This window comes from Pseudomonas sp. GL_091, from assembly GCF_057837725.1.
Genome location: NZ_CM174451.1, coordinates 6,815,599 through 6,833,130, shown reverse-complemented (window position 1 = coordinate 6,833,130; position 17,532 = coordinate 6,815,599). Strand labels below are relative to the sequence as shown.

Here is a 17,532-nt window from a genome sequence, read left to right as displayed (position 1 = left end):
CCGAGGTGCCGAGGAGGGGACGAAAGGCCGGCATTATAGGCTTCGGGGCGGGGAAGGTCATTGCCCGATTGGCGGTTCGTGACCGTTCCCTGTAGGAGCGAGCTTGCTCGCGATGGTCGTGAACGATAACGCGCAAAACCAGATACCCAGCGCTGCCTTTGGGTTTTTCGCGAGCGGGCTCGCTCCTACAGGTGGTGATCTCTGTCGGCGCCATAAAACCATCGGTTTAGTGTGGTCGTGTGGCTGGAAGCCGGGTTAGACTCCTTGGTCCCGCCCAACCCGCTCAGTGATGCTTTCCGATGCTTGAACAGTACGTCAAAAAGATCCTCACCTCGCGCGTTTATGACGTTGCCGTAGAAACCCCGCTGCAGACTGCCCGCCAGCTCTCCGAGCGGCTGGGCAACAGCATTTGGCTCAAGCGCGAAGACTTGCAGCCGGTGTTCTCGTTCAAGATTCGCGGCGCCTACAACAAGTTGACCCAGTTGAGCGACGAAGAACGCGCTCGCGGTGTAGTTACCGCGTCGGCGGGCAACCATGCCCAGGGGCTGGCCCTGGCGGCAAAGGTGTTGGGCGTGAAAGCGACCATCGTCATGCCCAAGACCACCCCGGAGATCAAGGTCGAAGGCGTGCGCTCCCGTGGCGGCAAAGTGGTGCTGCACGGCGATTCGTTCCCGGAAGCCCTGGCTTACTCGCTGAAACTGGTCGACGAAAAAGGCTACGTCTACATTCACCCGTACGACGACCCCCACACCATTGCCGGGCAGGGCACCGTGGCGATGGAGATTTTGCGCCAGCACCCACAGCCACTGGATGCGATTTTCGTCCCGGTCGGTGGCGGCGGCCTGATCGCCGGCATCGCGGCGTACGTGAAATACCTGCGCCCGGACATCAAGGTCATCGGCGTTGAGCCGGACGACTCCAATTGCCTGCAAGCCGCCATGGCGGCGGGCGAGCGTGTGGTATTGCCGACCGTGGGCCTCTTCGCCGACGGTGTTGCTGTGGCCCAGATCGGTCAGCACACCTTCGACATCTGCAAAGATTACGTCGATGAAGTGATCACCGTCAGCACCGATGAAATCTGCGCGGCGATCAAGGATATCTACGACGATACCCGCTCGATCACCGAACCTGCCGGCGCCTTGGGTGTGGCAGGGATCAAGAAATATGTCGAGCAACGCGGCGTCAGCGGCCAGACCTTCGTGGCCATCGACTCCGGGGCCAACGTCAACTTCGACCGCCTGCGCCACGTCGCCGAGCGTGCGGAACTGGGCGAGGGCCGCGAAGCGATCATCGCCGTGACCATTCCCGAGAAGCCGGGCAGCTTCAAGGCGTTCTGCGAGGCCATCGGCAAGCGCCAGATCACCGAATTCAACTACCGCTACAACACCGGCAGCGAAGCGCACATCTTTGTCGGCGTGCAGACCCACCCCGAAAACGACCCGCGCAGCGCGTTGATCGCCAGCCTGAGCGAGCAGGGCTTCCCGGTGCTGGACCTGACCGACAACGAACTGGCCAAGCTGCACATCCGCCACATGGTGGGCGGGCGTGCGGCGCATGTGGTCGATGAAGTGATCCTGCGTTTCGAATTCCCGGAACGTCCGGGCGCGCTGTTCAACTTCCTCAACAAGCTCGGCGGGCGCTGGAACATCTCGATGTTCCATTACCGCAACCATGGCGCGGCCGATGGTCGGGTCGTCGCGGGCCTGCAAGTGCCCCACGACGAGCGCCACCTGGTGCCGGCGGCGCTGGAAGAAATCGGTTACCCGTACTGGGACGAAAGCGACAACCCGGCCTATCAGCTGTTTCTTGGCTGAACGGCTACGCTGACGGGCAAGGCAATAAGGAAATCTGACAATGGAAACGTTAACTGCCCTGAAAGCGGCGCACATGGTGGCAACGGTTGTACTGCTGGCTTGTGCGCTGGGGCTGGGAGTCTGGGTTTTGCTTGCGCGGCGCAAGGGTGACACGACGGCGGGTAGTCGCACCTTGCAGCGGCCAAGGGTGTTTGTCTGGCTGCTGATGGGCCTGGCGCTGCTGAGCATGCCATTTACTGGCTGGTGGATGGTGCGCCTGGTGGGCTGGCCGCTGGGGCAGACCTGGCTGCTGGCCTCCAGCGTGCTGTACACCGTGGCGGCGCTGACGTGGTTCTGGTTGCTGGTGCGGCTGAACAAGCTGCGCAAGGCGCCGGGTGGTGTGGGGAAATTCACCTTTGCCTTGGCGTTGTTCAGTTTTGTCTGTTTTGTCGCCATTGCCGGGTTGATGGGGGCCAAGCCAGTGTAGGAGCAGCCGGTCGACGCTCGATTGCTCGCGATGGTCGTTAACGAAAACGCAGGGCGCCTGACTCCCCGCGGCGTCCTTGAGTTTTTCGCGAGCAAGCTCGCTCCTACAGTTCGGTGATCAGCCGCGCAGACTGATTACCGGCCAACCCCGCTTCTCGGCCTCGGCCCGCAGATTCGGGTCAGGATCAACCGCCACCGGATGGGTCACCTGCTCCAGCAACGGAAAATCATTCATCGAGTCGCTATAGAAGTAGCTGTCTTCCAGCGTAAACCCGGTTTCTTCCAGCCAGCGATTCAAGCGCGTCACCTTGCCCTCGCGGAAGCACGGCACGTCGGTGCTGCGCCCGGTGTAGCGGCCGTCGATCATTTCGCATTCGGTGGCGATCAGGGTTTCGACGCCCAGGCGCTCGGCAATCGGCCCGGTGACGAAGCGATTGGTGGCGGTGATGATGACCAGTTTGTCGCCGGCCGCTCGGTGCTTGGCCAGCAATTCGATGGCCTTGGGCAGCAGGATCGGTTCGATGCAGTCGCGCATGTAATCGCTGTGCCACTGATCCAGCGTGGCCATTTCGGTGCGGCCGAGGACTTCCAGGCAGAAGTTCAGGTAGGCGGCGTTATCCAGTTTGCCGGCCAGATAATCCTGGTAGAACGCATCGTTGCGAGCCTTGTAGGCGACGGCGTCGAGAAAGCCGCGCTCGCACAGGTAATCGCCCCAAGCGTGATCGCTGTCACCGCCCAGAAGGGTGTTGTCCAAATCGAATAAAGCCAGGCGCATTACAGTTACCCGCTGAAAAGTCAGTAAAAAGGCGACAAGAATACGGTCTTTTCACAAGAGTGCACATAAGGTAGGAACCTTCGTTGCCGCCTTAACAACCTTTGTGGAACAATGCGGCGACATGCGTTTGCGAGGTTGTTGCCGTGATCGACCCCGATGGTTTTCGCCCCAATGTCGGGATCATTCTGACGAATGACGCCGGCCAGGTGCTATGGGCTCGCCGAATCAATCAAGATGCCTGGCAGTTTCCGCAGGGTGGAATCAACCCCGAAGAGACGCCGGAAGACGCCTTGTACCGCGAGCTGAACGAAGAAGTGGGCCTGGAGCGCGAAGATGTTGAAATTCTCGCCTGCACCCGGGGCTGGTTGCGCTATCGTTTGCCGCAACGTCTGGTACGTACCCACAGCCAACCGCTGTGCATCGGCCAGAAACAGAAATGGTTTCTCCTGCGCCTGATCTCCAACGAGCAGCGGGTGCGGATGGATTTGACCGGTAAACCGGAATTCGATGGCTGGCGCTGGGTCAGCTATTGGTATCCGTTGGGCCAGGTGGTGACATTCAAGCGCGAGGTGTATCGACGCGCTCTCAAAGAGCTTGCCCCGCGCCTTTTAGCGCGCGACTGACGACGGAGTTCGACCCCGAGCCATGCTCAATACGCTGCGCAAGATCGTCCAGGAAGTTAACTCCGCCAAGGATCTCAAGGCGGCGTTGGGGATTATTGTGTTGCGCGTCAAAGAGGCCATGGGCAGCCAGGTCTGCTCGGTCTACCTGCTTGATCCGGAGACCAACCGGTTCGTGCTGATGGCCACCGAGGGCTTGAATAAGCGCTCGATCGGCAAGGTCAGCATGGCCCCCAACGAAGGTCTGGTGGGTCTGGTCGGCACGCGTGAAGAACCCCTGAACCTCGAAAACGCCGCGGACCACCCGCGCTACCGCTACTTCGCCGAAACCGGTGAAGAGCGTTTCGCTTCGTTCCTCGGGGCGCCGATCATCCACCACCGTCGCGTCGTCGGCGTGTTGGTCATTCAGCAAAAAGAACGCCGCCAGTTCGATGAAGGTGAAGAAGCCTTCCTCGTGACCATGAGCGCGCAGCTCGCCGGCGTTATCGCCCACGCCGAGGCCACCGGTTCGATCCGCGGCCTCGGTCGTCAGGGCAAAGGTATCCAGGAAGCCAAGTTCATCGGCGTGCCGGGTTCGCCGGGTGCGGCAGTCGGTACGGCGGTGGTCATGCTGCCCCCGGCTGATCTGGACGTGGTGCCGGACAAGGCCATCAATGACATCGACGCCGAGCTCAAACTGTTCAAGACCGCCATCGAAGGCGTGCGCGCCGACATGCGTGCGTTGTCCGCCAAGCTTGCCACCCAGCTGCGCCCGGAAGAGCGGGCCTTGTTCGACGTCTACCTGATGATGCTCGACGATGCCGCGCTGGGCAGCGAAGTCACCACCGTGATCAAGACCGGCCAGTGGGCCCAGGGCGCGTTGCGCCAGGTGGTCACCGATCACGTCAATCGTTTCGAATTGATGGACGACGCTTACCTGCGTGAGCGTGCCTCGGACGTCAAGGATCTCGGCCGTCGCTTGCTGGCTTATTTGCAGGAAGAACGCCAGCAAACCCTGGTCTACCCCGACAACACCATTCTGGTCAGCGAAGAACTGACGCCGGCGATGCTCGGCGAGGTGCCGGAAGGCAAGCTGGTCGGCCTGGTATCGGTGCTCGGCTCCGGTAACTCCCACGTCGCGATCCTGGCGCGTGCCATGGGCATCCCGACGGTGATGGGCCTGGTCGACCTGCCGTACTCCAAGGTCGACGGCATCCAGATGATCGTCGACGGCTACCACGGCGAGGTCTACACCAACCCGAGTGACGTGCTGCGCAAGCAGTTCGCCGAAGTGGTCGAGGAAGAGAAACAACTGGCCCTCGGGCTGGATGCGCTGCGCGATCTGCCGTGCGTGACGGTCGATGGCCACCGCATGCCGCTGTGGGTCAACACCGGCCTGCTGGCGGATGTGGCGCGCGCGCAGAAGCGCGGTGCCGAAGGCGTGGGCCTGTACCGCACCGAAGTGCCGTTCATGATCAACCAGCGTTTCCCGAGCGAAAAGGAACAACTGGCGATCTACCGCGAGCAACTGGCTGCGTTCCACCCGCAACCGGTGACCATGCGCAGCCTGGATATCGGCGGTGACAAGGCGCTGTCGTACTTCCCGATCAAGGAAGACAACCCGTTCCTCGGCTGGCGCGGCATTCGCGTCACCCTCGACCACCCGGAAATCTTCCTGGTGCAGACCCGCGCCATGCTCAAGGCCAGCGAAGGCCTGAACAACCTGCGCATCCTGCTGCCGATGATTTCCGGCACCCATGAGCTCGAAGAAGCCCTGCACCTGATTCACCGCGCCTGGGGCGAAGTGCGCGACGAAGGCACCGACGTGCCGATGCCGCCGGTTGGCGTGATGATCGAGATTCCGGCGGCGGTGTATCAGACCAAGGAACTGGCGCGGCAAGTGGACTTCCTGTCGGTCGGTTCCAACGACCTGACCCAGTACCTGTTGGCTGTGGACCGCAACAACCCGCGGGTCGCCGACCTCTACGATTACCTGCACCCGGCAGTGCTTCAGGCGCTGCAGAACGTGGTGCGTGATGCCCACGCCGAAGGCAAACCAGTGAGTATCTGCGGTGAAATGGCCGGTGATCCGGCGGCGGCCGTGCTGTTGATGGCGATGGGTTTTGACAGCTTGTCGATGAACGCCACCAACCTGCCGAAAGTGAAGTGGATGCTGCGTCAGATCAACCTGAGCAAGGCCAAGGAATTGCTGGCTGAGCTGATGACCATCGACAACCCGCAAGTGATTCATAGCTCGTTGCAATTGGCGCTGAAGAATCTCGGGTTGGCGCGGATGATCAATCCGGCAGCGATCAAGCCTCACTAGATCTGCGGCGCGCCCGCGATGGCGTCAGTCCGGGCAACGCCTAGATCTTGATCTCCACTTCCCCAAGATGCCCGCCATACGGCCCGAAACTGCGCTCGACCATATGCCGTGCCCCATCCGCCTGCACAATCAGCGCCGTACTCGCCCGCGTTCCATAACTCTGACTGGCAATGAACACGCTCGACAGCAACGTTTCGGTGGCCAGCCCGACTCCGGTGTCCGGCAACTCGGCAAGCGGCGCGGTCTGTACATCGCTCAATAATGCCAACAGCGCCTGAGGCTGCGGATCATCCAGCACCTCGCTCAATGCAGCCTTGGCCTTGAGCAACTTCGGCCATGGCGTATCCAGCCCAGCATTGGATAACCCGTAGACCCCCGGGGCCAGCATCAGCGCTTCCGATTCCCGTTGATTGACGAGCCAGAGCTCATTGGTATTGCCGACCAGCAGGTTAAAGCCACCATATTCCAGCGAGTGGTCGACAACGTCGGCTAAATAGTCGTCAATTGGCATTTCCCCGGTGAGAAAGCGCGCCACCAGCTCCCCTCGAGACTTGCGCCCTGGCGGTCGATGGGGGTCGCGGATGTTGGTCAGCGCCGCAAATCGTCCGTTGGCACCGACACCGAGCCAGGTGCCACCGGCCTCGAGGTCGCGCCCCGCATGCACATGCGGCGCTTCGGGCCATGGCGCCAGCGGCAGGCTGGGGCGGGCGTAGAATTCATCGCGATTGGCCGCCACGACCAGCGGCTGCGCATGACCCGGGCGCCAGGCAAAAACTATCAGGCACATAAGGCAGTCCTTGTGTGTTTTTTGCTCACTCTACGCAGACATCGCTCATCGATCCATCGCCTTGCACAGTGGAGCTTGAGGCCATGCATCCGTTACCATGCCGCTCCGGTTTTGGAGAGGCGGGCGGGACGACCATGGAATTTCTGCTCTATCTGGCGCTCGGCGCCTGTGCAGGTGTGCTCGCCGGGCTGTTTGGCGTAGGCGGCGGGATCATCATCGTCCCGGTGCTGGTGTTCAGTTTCAAGGCCCAGGGGTTCGATCCGTCGATCCTTACGCACCTGGCAGTGGGTACCTCCCTGGCGACGATCATCTTTACCTCGGTCAACGCGGTGCGTGAGCATCACCGCCGAGGTGCTGTGCGTTGGCCGATCTTCATGTGGATGACCGTCGGCATTCTGGTCGGTGCCGGGTTCGGGGCGCTGACGGCGGAAGCGATTTCCGGCCCCAACCTGCAGAAACTCATTGGTGTATTCGCCCTGGTGATCGCCGCTCAGCTGGCGCTGGATGTCAAACCCAAGGCCAGCCGAACCGTGCCGGGCAAACTCGGTCTGACTGTGGCCGGCAGCGTGATTGGCTGGGCTTCGGCGATTTTTGGCATTGGCGGTGGTTCGTTGACCGTGCCATTCCTGACCTGGCGCAGCGTGCCGATGCAGCAAGCCGTGGCCACTTCATCGGCCTGCGGTCTGCCGATTGCCCTGGCCAGTGCATTAAGTTTCATGATTCTGGGCTGGCACGATCCGTTGCTCCCGGCCCATAGTCTCGGCTTCATTTATTTACCGGCGTTGCTGGGCATAGCCTTGACCAGCATGGTCTTCGCCCGCTTCGGTGCGCGACTGGCCCACAATCTGTCGCCGAAGTTGCTGAAAAGGCTGTTTGCCGCTTTGCTGTTCTGCGTCGGCCTGAACTTCCTGCTCTGACGGGCAGCGCAATCCTGGCTTAATCCTGAGGTGGCAGCGTCGCCCGGGAATTTTTAAGATTTGAACTCTAACGAGGAGTCGCAATGCTGCCTTACCCGCAGATCGACCCGGTGGCCCTGGCCATCGGTCCGCTGAAAATCCACTGGTACGGTCTGATGTACCTGATCGGCATCGGCGGCGCCTGGCTGCTGGCGTCCCGCCGGTTGAACCGCTTCGACCCGACCTGGACCAAGGAGAAACTCTCCGACATGGTGTTCTGGATGTCGATGGGGGTGATCGTCGGCGGGCGACTGGGTTATGTGCTGTTCTACGATCTGAGCGCTTATCTGGCCAACCCGACGCTGATTTTCGAAGTGTGGAAGGGCGGGATGTCGTTCCACGGCGGTTTCATCGGCGTGATGCTGGCGGCGTTGTGGTTCGGTAAGAAGAACAACAAGTCGTTCTTCCAGCTGATGGATTTCGTCGCACCGATGGTGCCGATTGGCCTGGGTGCCGGGCGTATCGGCAACTTCATCAACGCCGAGCTGTGGGGCAAGCCGACCGATGTGCCATGGGCGATGATCTTCCCGCCGTTCAGCGACCCGGCGCAGCTGCCACGTCATCCGTCGCAGCTGTACCAGTTTGCCCTCGAAGGCGTAGCGTTGTTCCTGATCCTCTGGCTGTTCTCGCGCAAGCCGCGGCCGACCATGGCGGTATCGGGGATGTTCGCGCTGTTCTATGGCATCTTCCGTTTCATCGTCGAGTTCGTCCGCGTACCGGACGCGCAACTGGGCTATCTGGCATGGAACTGGCTGACCATGGGCCAGGTGCTGTGCGTGCCGATGATCGTCGGCGGGCTGTTCCTGATCTGGCTGGCGTATCACCGCGCCCCGGCGACTCCAGCGGCAGCCGTATAAAATTCGAACCCCGGGGCTTTGGTCCCGGGTTCAAGGACACAGGTAATTCATGAAGCAATATCTCGAACTGGTCGCCCACGTCATCAAGAACGGCACCAAACAGGCCAACCGTACCGGCGTGAACACCATCAGTTTTCCCGGTGCGATGCTGCGTTATGACCTGCAGGAAGGTTTCCCGGCGATCACCACGCGCAAGATGGCCTTCAAATCGGCCGTCGGCGAAATGTGCGGATTCCTGCGTGGTGTGAACAACGCTGCCGAATTCCGTGCCCTGGGCTGCAAGGTCTGGGACCAGAACGCCAACGAAAACGCCCAGTGGCTGGCCAACCCGTTCCGTCAGGGCGAAGACGATCTTGGTGAGATTTACGGTGTGCAATGGCGCAAATGGCCGGCGTACAAGCAGATCCCGGTCAGCAATCCGGCTGCCATCGAGCAGACCCTGAAGCAAGGCTACCGCCAGATTGCCGAAGGCTCCGATGCCGGCCAGGCCTACGTGGTGCTGTACAAGGCGATCGACCAGGTTCGCCAGTGCGTCGACACCATCATCAAGGACCCGGGCAGCCGCCGCATCCTGTTCCACGGCTGGAACTGCGCCCAGCTTGATGAAATGGCCCTGCCGCCGTGCCACCTGCTGTACCAGTTCCACCCGAATGTCGAGACCAAAGAGATCTCTCTGACCCTCTACATCCGCTCCAACGACCTGGGCCTGGGCACGCCGTTCAACCTCACCGAAGGTGCTGCGCTGCTGAGCCTGATCGGTCGCCTGACCGGGTACACGCCGCGCTGGTTCACCTATTTCATCGGTGATGCCCACGTCTACGAAAACCACCTGGACATGCTCAACGAACAGCTCAAGCGCGAGCCGTTCCCGATGCCGAAGCTGGTGATATCCGACCGTGTGCCGGAGTTTGCCAAGACGGGTATTTACCAGCCGGAATGGCTGGAGCTGGTGGAGCCGGGCGATTTCTCGCTGGAAGGCTACGAACACCACGCGCCGATGACCGCGCCGATGGCGGTCTGATTCAGGGACCGCTTCGCGGTCATCGCGAGCAGGCTCGCTCCCACAGTTGATCGCGTTCCCCTGTGGGAGCGAGCCTGCTCGCGATGGCGTCTTTAGTGGCCGTGACTACGCCCAACATGGGAATGCTCAACCTCCGTCGCCACAACCCCGCCGCTCACTTCCAGCCGCTGCAAAATCCCGCATTGATCGACCTCCGGCCCCTCGCCGCAGCGTTGGCGCAGGTCGAGCAGTTGTGTCTGCAAGGCTAGCAAGCCGTCGATCCGCGCCTTGACGTGGTGGATGTGCTCATCGATCAGCGCGTTGACGCTTTCACACTGGTCCTGCGGACTGTCGCGAAACGCCAGCAGGCTGCGGATTTCTTCGAGCGTCATGTCGAGGGTGCGACAGTTGCGGATGAAGGTCAGGCGCTCGGCGTGGGCCTGGGTATAGACGCGATAATTGCCGTCACTGCGGGCCGGTTCCGGCAGCAGGTTCTCGCGCTCGTAGTAGCGGATCGTTTCCACGGCGCAGTCCGTGAGTTTTGCCAACTCTCCAATTTTCATGACGCCAATCTCCAAAACTCCAGAATGGGTGCTTGACCCTATAGTGGCTACAGGGTCTTTACTTGGCAACAGGCACTCTTATGGACGCAACCAATGAGCGATTCCCTGCACTCCCACAAACCCGGGGCTGGGCACGAGCACAGCCACAAGCTCAAACCCGTGCAAAAACATGGCCATGGCGGTCACGGCGACACCTGCTGCTCATCTAATGTGGCAGCGCCTGCGCTGGTAAAACTGAGCGAATCGCCGACGCCCGGGGCCCGACTGAGCAGTTTTCGCATCGAGGCGATGGACTGTCCAACCGAACAGACGCTGATCCAGAATAAGCTAAGCAAACTGACCGGCGTGCAGCAGCTAGAGTTCAATCTGATTAATCGGGTGCTCGGCGTGACCCACGATTTGCCCGGTATTGAGCCGATCGTCGAGGCCATCAAGTCCTTGGGCATGCAGGCCGAGCCGATGGATCAGGGTGCTGAAACCCCGACGCCGGCGCCCCGGAAAAAACCGTGGTGGCCCTTGGCGCTGTCCGGTGTTGGTGCATTGCTGGCAGAGGTTATCCACTTCACCGGTTCCGCGCCGAACTGGGTGGTGGCGGTTATCGCGCTGGTCTCGATCCTCAGTGGTGGCCTCGGTACTTACAAAAAAGGCTGGATCGCCCTTAAAAACCGCAACCTGAACATCAACGCCCTGATGAGCATTGCCGTGACCGGCGCAGTGCTGATCGGCCAGTGGCCGGAAGCGGCAATGGTGATGTTCCTGTTCACCGTGGCCGAGTTGATCGAAGCCAGATCCCTCGACCGCGCGCGCAATGCCATCGGCGGCCTGATGCAGATGACCCCGGACACGGCCACGGTGCTGCAGGCTGACGGGAGCTGGCTTGAACAGGATGTAAAAACCATTGGGCTCGGCGCGCGGGTACGGGTCCGTCCCGGTGAGCGTATCGGCCTGGACGGCGAAGTACTGTCCGGTCGCTCGACCATCGACCAGGCGCCAATCACCGGTGAAAGCCTGCCAGTGGAAAAAACCGTCGGCGACAAAGTCTTCGCCGGCACCATCAACCAGTCCGGTTCCCTGGAGTACGCGGTGACCGCCGCGGCGGATAACTCGACCCTGGCCCGCATCATCCATGCCGTCGAGCAGGCTCAGGGCGCGCGGGCACCGACCCAGCGTTTCGTCGACAGTTTCTCGAAAATCTATACTCCGGCGGTGTTCGTCCTGGCCCTGGCCGTGGCGGTGATCCCACCATTGTTCATGGGCGAGTTGTGGTTCGACTGGATCTACCGGGCGCTGGTGCTGCTGGTGGTGGCCTGCCCGTGTGCGCTGGTGATTTCCACGCCGGTGACCATCGTCAGCGGCCTCGCGGCGGCGGCGCGCAAAGGCATACTGGTCAAGGGCGGCGTCTACCTGGAGGGCGGTTACAAGCTCGACTACCTGGCCCTGGACAAGACCGGCACCATCACCCATGGCAAACCGGTGCAGACCGATTACCTGTCGCTGGACCCGACCGCCGACGAATCGGCGCCTGCCATTGCCGCCGCGCTGGCCGGGCGCTCGGATCACCCGGTTTCCCTGGCCATCGCCAAAGCGGCTGTGGATAACCAAACCGCCCCGCTGATTGTGGATAACTTCGAAGCGCTGGGCGGGCGCGGGGTGCGCGGCGAGATCAACGGCCGGCTCTACCATTTGGGCAACCATCGTCTGGTGGAGGATCTGAGCCTGTGTTCGCCGGCGCTGGAAGAAAAGCTGTTTGCCCTGGAAAAGCAGGGCAAGTCGGTGGTGCTGCTGCTTGATTCGTCCGGCCCGTTAGCGCTGTTTGCCGTGGCGGACACGGTAAAGGAATCGAGCCGCGAGGCTATCCGACAGTTGCATGACCTGGGCATCAAGACCCTGATGCTCACCGGCGATAATGTCCACACCGCGCAAGCCATTGCTGCGCAGGTCGGTATCGACGAGGCCAAGGGCGACCTGTTGCCGGGGGACAAATTGCAGTCGATCGAGGCTCTTTATGCCCAGGGGCATCGGGTCGGCATGGTCGGAGACGGCATCAACGACGCGCCGGCGCTGGCACGTTCCGAGATCGGTTTCGCCATGGCTGCCGCGGGCACCGATACCGCTATCGAAACCGCCGATGTCGCCCTGATGGACGACGATCTGCGCAAAATCCCGGCATTCATTCGCCTGTCGCGACAGACATCGAGCATCCTCAAACAGAACATCGCCCTGGCTTTGGTCATCAAGGCGATCTTTCTTGGGGTAACCTTCGCCGGGGTCGCTACCATGTGGATGGCGGTATTCGCCGACATGGGCGTGAGTTTGCTGGTGGTGTTCAACGGTTTGCGCCTGCTGCGCAAGTAAAGGATGAGGGACGGTTGTGCTGAGTGCGGAGCTGAAGGCGTTTTACATGGTGGCCCGCCTGGGCAGCATTACCCAGGCTGCCAAAAAGCTCGGCCTGAGCCAGCCGACGGTGACGACGCAGATCCGCAACCTCGAAAGTCAGTATTCGGTCGAGCTGTTCTACCGTGGCGGCCGGCGTCTCAGCGTCAGCGAGGAGGGCGCGCGGCTGCTGCCGATGGTCAAGGTGCTGATGCAGCAGGAAGCGGACATCGAGTTTTTCCTGCGTAACTGCGGTCAGGTCCAGGGCACGTTGCGCATAGCCGCCACAGCGCCGTATTACATCCTCGACCTGGTGAAAACCTTCCGTGAGCGCCTGCCACAGGTTGAGGTTTCAGTGGAAATCGGCAACTCCCAGCAGGTGCTCGAAGCGCTGGAGGATTACCGCGTCGATGTCGCGGCGTCCTCGCAGTTACTCGATGACGCGCGGCTGATTCGCCGGGTGCTCGGTAGCGATCCGCTGGTGCTGGCGGTGCATCGCAATCATCCGCTGGCGGTTCACGATCACGTGCCGCTCGGCGCCTTGGCCGGGCACACCCTGCTGATGCGCGAACCGGGCTCGACCACCCGTCGCCTGACCGAAGAGTTGCTGACCAGCGCCGGCGTGTGCTTCGGCCCGCTGCTGGAAATCGGCAGCCGCGAATCGATCCGCGAAGCGGTGCTGCGCAACATCGGGATCAGCATCATTGCCCGCCAGGAAGTGCCCCATGATCCGCAACTGCGGGTGCTGACCATCGAGAATGCACCGCAGATTCCCGAATACCTGTACTGCCTCAAGGAGCGCAAAAGCGCGCGACTGCCGGCGGCGTTCCTGGGGTTGGCGCAGGAAATGGCCCCAGCCTGAGATTTGTAGTGCCTGTCCTGGCCTCTTCGCGGGCAAGCCCGCTCCTACAGGGGACCGCAATCAACTGTGGGAGCGGGCTTGCTCGCGAGGGCGCCAGATCAAACAACACAGGGCTTGAAGGCTTAACCAAAAATCCCGAATACCACTATCGGCAGTTTTTGCCTTACTGCCACATGACGGACTCATTACAACTCTAGGATGGCCCCATCTGCCAGATGAGGTCCGTCCATGAACAACTCGATCGCAACTGCCCTGACCAACCCCGGCGCACCGATGAAGGTGCGCGGTGTACAGAAACGCTTCGGCGCTTTCACGGCACTGGATAACGTTTCCCTCGACGTGGCGGCCGGTGAGCTGGTGTGTCTGCTGGGCCCGTCGGGCTGTGGCAAAACCACCTTGCTGCGCTGCATCGCCGGTCTGGAGAAGCAGGACAGCGGCGAGTTGTACCTGGGCGATCGCGACGTTTCCCACCTGGCGCCCCAGGCGCGGGACTACGGCATTCTGTTCCAGTCCTACGCGTTGTTCCCCAATCTCACCGTCGAAGCGAATATTGCCTACGGCCTTGCTGGCAGCGGTCGCGACGAGGTGCGCCGTCGTGTCGGTCAGATGCTGGAACTGGTCGGCCTGGGCGGCAGCGAGAAAAAGTATCCCGGTCAATTGTCCGGCGGCCAGCAGCAGCGGGTTGCACTGGCTCGCGCCCTGGCCCCGGCACCTTCGCTGTTGCTGCTGGACGAACCGATGTCGGCCCTCGATGCCCGGGTACGCGAGCATCTGTGCACCGAATTGCGCCAGCTGCAACGCAGCCTCGGCATCACCACCCTGATGGTGACCCACAACCAGGACGAGGCCATGCTGATGGCCGACCGCATCGCCGTGATGAACAATGGCAAGGTCGAGCAGTACGCCACACCGCAGGAAATCTACAACCGCCCGGCCACGCCATTCGTGGCGGAGTTCGTCGGCCAGGGTAACTGGCTGCCCTTCCAGCGCAGCAGCGACAGCCACGCCCAGGTCGGCGGGCTGAACATGCGCCTGGCCGATGGCAGCGCCAAGGCCGCGTCGGGCCGTTTGTTCTGCCGCCCGGAAGCGATCAACGTCAACCCGCTGGTGCACGAGGAAAACCTGTTCCCGGCCAAGGTTCGTGAAATCACCTTCCTCGGCAACCGCTGCCGCATGAGCTTTGAACTCGATCAGTTTCCGGGCCATGCGCTGTTGGCGGAGCTGGCACCGGAAGCCATGCCACGCCTTGGCGCCCAGCAGATCATGGTCGCCTTGCCGCCGCGCAGCCTGCAGGTGTTTGCCTGATGAGCGCGAACATCGCGCTGCCGCTGCCGCAAAAGCAGGTTCGGCAGACCACCGGCGCCGAGATCGGTGACCAACTGTTCGTGGTCGGCGGCAAAGTCCTCCTGCTGGTGTTGTTGGGTGTTGCCGTATTGATGCCGTTGCTCGCGATCTTCTGGCGTGGTTTCAGCGCCGAAGCCGGGCAGGGTGGTGGTTGGATTGCTGCCAAGGAACTGGTGACCAGCGAGAACTTCCACTGGTTGCTCGGTAACAGCTTGAAGGTTTCCCTCAGCGTGGCGGCCATTGTCGTACCGCTGGCCTACCTGTTTGCCTACGCGCTGCAACGCACCTTGATTCCGGCCAAAGGCATCTGGCGTGGCATCTCGCTGCTGCCATTGATGGCTCCGTCGATGCTACCGGGGATTGCGCTGGTTTACCTGTTCGGAAACCAGGGCATGCTGCGTGGCCTGCTCTCGGACAACATCTACGGCTTCTGGGGCATTGTGCTTGGCGAAGTCATCTACACCTTCCCGCACGCCTTGATGATTCTTCTGTCGGCCCTGTCCCTGGCCGATGCACGACTGTTCGACGCCGCCTCCAGCATGGGCGCGAGCCCGGCCAAAGCCTTCCGCAGCATCACTTGGCCGGCGACCCGTCAGGCCGTGTTCGCCGCGTTCTGTCTGGTGTTCACCCTGACCATCACTGACTTTGGTGTGCCGGTGGTGGTCGGTGGCGACTATCAAGTGCTGGCGCTGGAGGCCTACAAGGCGGTGGTCGGCCAGCAACAGTTCGGTCGTGGTGCGTTGATCGGCATGGTGCTGTTGCTGCCGGCGCTGTTCAGCTTCGGCGTCGATGCCTGGTTGCGTCGTCGTCACGGCGACTCCATGAGCGGTCGCGCCCAGGTGTTCAAGCCCGCGCAGTCGAAGCTGCGCGACAGCTGCTACCTGGCCATTGTGTTGCTGATCTGCGCCGCGCTGCTGCTGGTGTTCGGCATGGCGGTGTTCTCGTCCCTGGTGAAGTTCTGGCCGTACAACCTGTCGCTGTCGCTCAACCATTACCAGTTCAACGAAACCGCCGGCGGTGGCTGGCTGGCCTACGGCAACAGCTTGAAGATGGCCCTGGGCACGGCGCTGATCGGCAGCCTGCTGATTTTCACCGGCGCCTACCTGATGGAAAAAACCAAGGGCCAGCGCGGCCTGAACCTGACCTTGCGCATGCTCAGTTTCGTACCGATGGCGGTGCCGGGCCTGGTGCTGGGGTTAGGTTACGTCTTCTTCTTCAACCTCACCGGCAACCCGCTGCACGTGCTGTACGGGACCATGACCCTGCTGATTGTCTGCACCATTGCTCACTATTTGACCACCGCGCAAATGACCGCCACCACCGCGCTGCGTCAGCTCGATGCCGAGTTCGAAGCCGCCGCGCTGTCGCTCAAGGCGCCGCTGTACCGCCATTACCTGCGGGTCACCGTGCCGATCTGCCTGCCGGCGCTGCTGGACATCGTGCGCTACCTGTTCGTCTCGGCCATGACCACCGTTTCTGCGGCGATCTTCCTCTATAGCCCCGACACCATCCTCGCGGCGGTGGCGGTGCTGAACATGGACGACGCCGGCAACGTCGGCGGCGCGGCAGCGATGTCGACCCTGATCCTGATTACCTCGGCGGGCGTGTCCCTGCTGCTGGCGTGGGCATCGCGCGGTTTGCTGCGCCGCTCCCAGGCCTGGCGGCAGACCGCGCCCGGCCATTGAATCTGCACAACCCCTCAACTCAAAAAACAGGAAAAGATCATGTTCAAGCCTATGGCCCTGGCCGCTGCTGTCCTCACCGCTTTCAGCCTGAACGCCTTTGCGGCGAAAACCGAGTTGACGGTGTACACCGCCCTCGAAGCCGAACAACTGAAGACCTACAAAGAAGCTTTCGAAAAGGCCAACCCGGACGTCGAAATCAAATGGGTCCGTGATTCCACCGGGATCATCACCGCCAAACTGCTGGCCGAAAAAGCGCGTCCGCAGGCTGACGCCGTGTGGGGCCTGGCCGCTTCGAGCCTGGCGATCCTCGATCAGCAAGGCATGCTGCAAAGCTACGCACCGAAAGACCTGGGCAAGATCGGCGCGAACTACCGCGACGCGGCCAACCCGCCAGCCTGGGTCGGCATGGACGTCTGGGCCGCGACCATCTGCTTCAACACTGTCGAAGCCGAGAAACAGGGCCTGACCAAGCCTGTGAGCTGGCAGGACCTGACCAAGCCTGAGTACAAAGGCAAGATCGTCATGCCGAACCCTGCATCGTCCGGCACCGGTTTCCTCGACGTCAGCGCCTGGCTGCAAACCTTCGGCGAGAAGCAGGGCTGGGCCTACATGGACGGCCTGCACCAGAACATCGGCCAGTACGTTCACTCCGGCTCCAAGCCTTGCAAACTGGCGGCGGCTGGCGAATTCCCGATCGGTATTTCCTTTGAGTACCCGGCGGTTCAATTGAAACGTCAGGGCGCACCGCTGGACATCATCCTGCCGAAGGAAGGCCTGGGCTGGGAGATCGAAGCGACTGCAGTGATCAAGGGCACCGCCCACGAAGAAGCGGCGAAGAAACTGGCTGACTTCTCCGCCAGCCCTGAGGCGATGGAGCTCTACAAAGAAAACTTCGCCGTGCTCGCCCAGCCTGGCATCGCCAAGCCGCAGACCGAACTGCCGGCTGACTACGAGCAGCGCCTGATCAAGAACGACTTCGCCTGGGCTTCGAAGAACCGCGACGAGATCCTGACCGAATGGCGCAAGCGCTATGACGGCAAGTCCGAGAAAGTGGCGGCCAAGTAAGATCTTTATCGGCTGACAGGGCCCCTTCGCGGGCAAGCCCGCTCCTACAGGGTTCGAGTCG

The 17,532-nt window shown here is 61.8% G+C and carries 15 protein-coding genes; 12 read left to right on the top strand and 3 right to left on the bottom strand.

Annotation, left to right across the window (positions count from 1 at the left end):
* Nucleotides 1–299: 299 nt before the first annotated feature.
* Both ilvA and AC3ITY_RS31180 read left to right on the top strand, forming a co-directional pair.
* On the top strand, nucleotides 300–1,814 hold the full coding sequence (gene ilvA, locus AC3ITY_RS31185; RefSeq protein ID WP_223445192.1) for a threonine ammonia-lyase, biosynthetic: 1,515 nt from the start codon (nucleotides 300–302) through the stop codon (nucleotides 1,812–1,814).
* 40 nt (nucleotides 1,815–1,854) lie between these two features.
* Nucleotides 1,855–2,280: a DUF2269 domain-containing protein gene (locus AC3ITY_RS31180; protein ID WP_489306700.1), complete on the top strand. Its 426-nt coding sequence runs from the start codon at nucleotides 1,855–1,857 to the stop codon at nucleotides 2,278–2,280.
* A 117-nt stretch (nucleotides 2,281–2,397) separates the two neighbouring features.
* Here AC3ITY_RS31180 and AC3ITY_RS31175 read toward each other — a convergent pair whose 3' ends face one another.
* Nucleotides 2,398–3,054 (bottom strand): histidinol-phosphatase, encoded by a 657-nt coding sequence (locus AC3ITY_RS31175; RefSeq protein ID WP_489306699.1) that lies wholly within the window; start codon nucleotides 3,052–3,054, stop codon nucleotides 2,398–2,400.
* Nucleotides 3,055–3,197: 143 nt separating this feature from the next.
* On the opposite strand from AC3ITY_RS31175, the gene AC3ITY_RS31170 reads away from it, so the two are divergent.
* Together AC3ITY_RS31170 and ptsP are read left to right on the top strand one after the other, a co-directional pair.
* Nucleotides 3,198–3,677, top strand: coding sequence for an RNA pyrophosphohydrolase (locus AC3ITY_RS31170; protein ID WP_003229203.1), 480 nt, complete (start codon nucleotides 3,198–3,200; stop codon nucleotides 3,675–3,677).
* Between the two features lie 22 nt (nucleotides 3,678–3,699).
* A complete protein-coding gene (gene ptsP, locus AC3ITY_RS31165) occupies nucleotides 3,700–5,979 on the top strand; it encodes a phosphoenolpyruvate--protein phosphotransferase (RefSeq protein ID WP_489306697.1) in 2,280 nt (759 codons plus the stop codon).
* A 40-nt stretch (nucleotides 5,980–6,019) separates the two neighbouring features.
* On the opposite strand, the gene AC3ITY_RS31160 is transcribed toward ptsP, so the two are convergent.
* The gene (locus AC3ITY_RS31160; RefSeq protein ID WP_489306696.1) at nucleotides 6,020–6,766 is read right to left on the bottom strand and encodes an NRDE family protein; all 747 of its coding nucleotides are present in this window, start codon (nucleotides 6,764–6,766) and stop codon (nucleotides 6,020–6,022) included.
* Between the two features lie 134 nt (nucleotides 6,767–6,900).
* Here AC3ITY_RS31160 and AC3ITY_RS31155 point away from each other — a divergent pair, with 134 nt between their 5' ends.
* From AC3ITY_RS31155 to AC3ITY_RS31145, 3 genes are all read left to right on the top strand, one after another.
* Nucleotides 6,901–7,683 (top strand): sulfite exporter TauE/SafE family protein, encoded by a 783-nt coding sequence (locus AC3ITY_RS31155; protein WP_489311046.1) that lies wholly within the window; start codon nucleotides 6,901–6,903, stop codon nucleotides 7,681–7,683.
* A gap of 83 nt (nucleotides 7,684–7,766) precedes the next feature.
* Nucleotides 7,767–8,579 carry a prolipoprotein diacylglyceryl transferase gene (gene lgt, locus AC3ITY_RS31150; protein ID WP_047534642.1) on the top strand — a complete coding sequence of 271 codons (813 nt, stop codon included), beginning with the start codon at nucleotides 7,767–7,769 and terminating at the stop codon, nucleotides 8,577–8,579.
* Nucleotides 8,580–8,628: 49 nt separating this feature from the next.
* On the top strand, nucleotides 8,629–9,600 hold the full coding sequence (locus AC3ITY_RS31145) for a thymidylate synthase (RefSeq protein ID WP_223455896.1): 972 nt from the start codon (nucleotides 8,629–8,631) through the stop codon (nucleotides 9,598–9,600).
* 92 nt (nucleotides 9,601–9,692) lie between these two features.
* Here the strand turns inward: AC3ITY_RS31145 and cadR are convergent, their stop codons facing one another.
* Nucleotides 9,693–10,142: a Cd(II)/Pb(II)-responsive transcriptional regulator gene (gene cadR / locus AC3ITY_RS31140; protein ID WP_489306695.1), complete on the bottom strand. Its 450-nt coding sequence runs from the start codon at nucleotides 10,140–10,142 to the stop codon at nucleotides 9,693–9,695.
* A 93-nt stretch (nucleotides 10,143–10,235) separates the two neighbouring features.
* On the opposite strand from cadR, the gene AC3ITY_RS31135 reads away from it, so the two are divergent.
* The 5 genes from AC3ITY_RS31135 (at nucleotide 10,236) to AC3ITY_RS31115 (ending at nucleotide 17,471) form a co-directional block, all read left to right on the top strand.
* Nucleotides 10,236–12,497, top strand: a complete 2,262-nt coding sequence (locus tag AC3ITY_RS31135; protein WP_489306694.1) for a heavy metal translocating P-type ATPase — start codon at nucleotides 10,236–10,238, stop codon at nucleotides 12,495–12,497.
* A gap of 16 nt (nucleotides 12,498–12,513) precedes the next feature.
* Nucleotides 12,514–13,377: a LysR family transcriptional regulator gene (locus AC3ITY_RS31130; protein WP_489306692.1), complete on the top strand. Its 864-nt coding sequence runs from the start codon at nucleotides 12,514–12,516 to the stop codon at nucleotides 13,375–13,377.
* A gap of 228 nt (nucleotides 13,378–13,605) precedes the next feature.
* Nucleotides 13,606–14,682 (top strand): putative 2-aminoethylphosphonate ABC transporter ATP-binding protein, encoded by a 1,077-nt coding sequence (locus AC3ITY_RS31125; protein WP_489306691.1) that lies wholly within the window; start codon nucleotides 13,606–13,608, stop codon nucleotides 14,680–14,682.
* Nucleotides 14,682–16,406 (top strand): putative 2-aminoethylphosphonate ABC transporter permease subunit, encoded by a 1,725-nt coding sequence (locus AC3ITY_RS31120; RefSeq protein ID WP_489306690.1) that lies wholly within the window; start codon nucleotides 14,682–14,684, stop codon nucleotides 16,404–16,406. The genes AC3ITY_RS31125 and AC3ITY_RS31120 overlap by 1 nt, the downstream gene beginning before the upstream one ends.
* 39 nt (nucleotides 16,407–16,445) lie before the next feature.
* On the top strand, nucleotides 16,446–17,471 hold the full coding sequence (locus AC3ITY_RS31115; RefSeq protein ID WP_015097240.1) for a putative 2-aminoethylphosphonate ABC transporter substrate-binding protein: 1,026 nt from the start codon (nucleotides 16,446–16,448) through the stop codon (nucleotides 17,469–17,471).
* Nucleotides 17,472–17,532: the final 61 nt, after the last annotated feature.

Coding starts and splice junctions, on each gene's coding strand:
- ilvA (WP_223445192.1), top strand. CDS start 300: ATGCTTGAACAGTACGTCAAAAAGATCCTCACCTCGCGCGTTTATGAC.
- AC3ITY_RS31180 (WP_489306700.1), top strand. CDS start 1,855: ATGGAAACGTTAACTGCCCTGAAAGCGGCGCACATGGTGGCAACGGTT.
- AC3ITY_RS31175 (WP_489306699.1), bottom strand. CDS start 3,054: ATGCGCCTGGCTTTATTCGATTTGGACAACACCCTTCTGGGCGGTGAC.
- ptsP (WP_489306697.1), top strand. CDS start 3,700: ATGCTCAATACGCTGCGCAAGATCGTCCAGGAAGTTAACTCCGCCAAG.
- AC3ITY_RS31160 (WP_489306696.1), bottom strand. CDS start 6,766: ATGTGCCTGATAGTTTTTGCCTGGCGCCCGGGTCATGCGCAGCCGCTG.
- AC3ITY_RS31155 (WP_489311046.1), top strand. CDS start 6,901: ATGGAATTTCTGCTCTATCTGGCGCTCGGCGCCTGTGCAGGTGTGCTC.
- lgt (WP_047534642.1), top strand. CDS start 7,767: ATGCTGCCTTACCCGCAGATCGACCCGGTGGCCCTGGCCATCGGTCCG.
- AC3ITY_RS31145 (WP_223455896.1), top strand. CDS start 8,629: ATGAAGCAATATCTCGAACTGGTCGCCCACGTCATCAAGAACGGCACC.
- cadR (WP_489306695.1), bottom strand. CDS start 10,142: ATGAAAATTGGAGAGTTGGCAAAACTCACGGACTGCGCCGTGGAAACG.
- AC3ITY_RS31135 (WP_489306694.1), top strand. CDS start 10,236: ATGAGCGATTCCCTGCACTCCCACAAACCCGGGGCTGGGCACGAGCAC.
- AC3ITY_RS31125 (WP_489306691.1), top strand. CDS start 13,606: ATGAACAACTCGATCGCAACTGCCCTGACCAACCCCGGCGCACCGATG.
- AC3ITY_RS31120 (WP_489306690.1), top strand. CDS start 14,682: ATGAGCGCGAACATCGCGCTGCCGCTGCCGCAAAAGCAGGTTCGGCAG.
- AC3ITY_RS31115 (WP_015097240.1), top strand. CDS start 16,446: ATGTTCAAGCCTATGGCCCTGGCCGCTGCTGTCCTCACCGCTTTCAGC.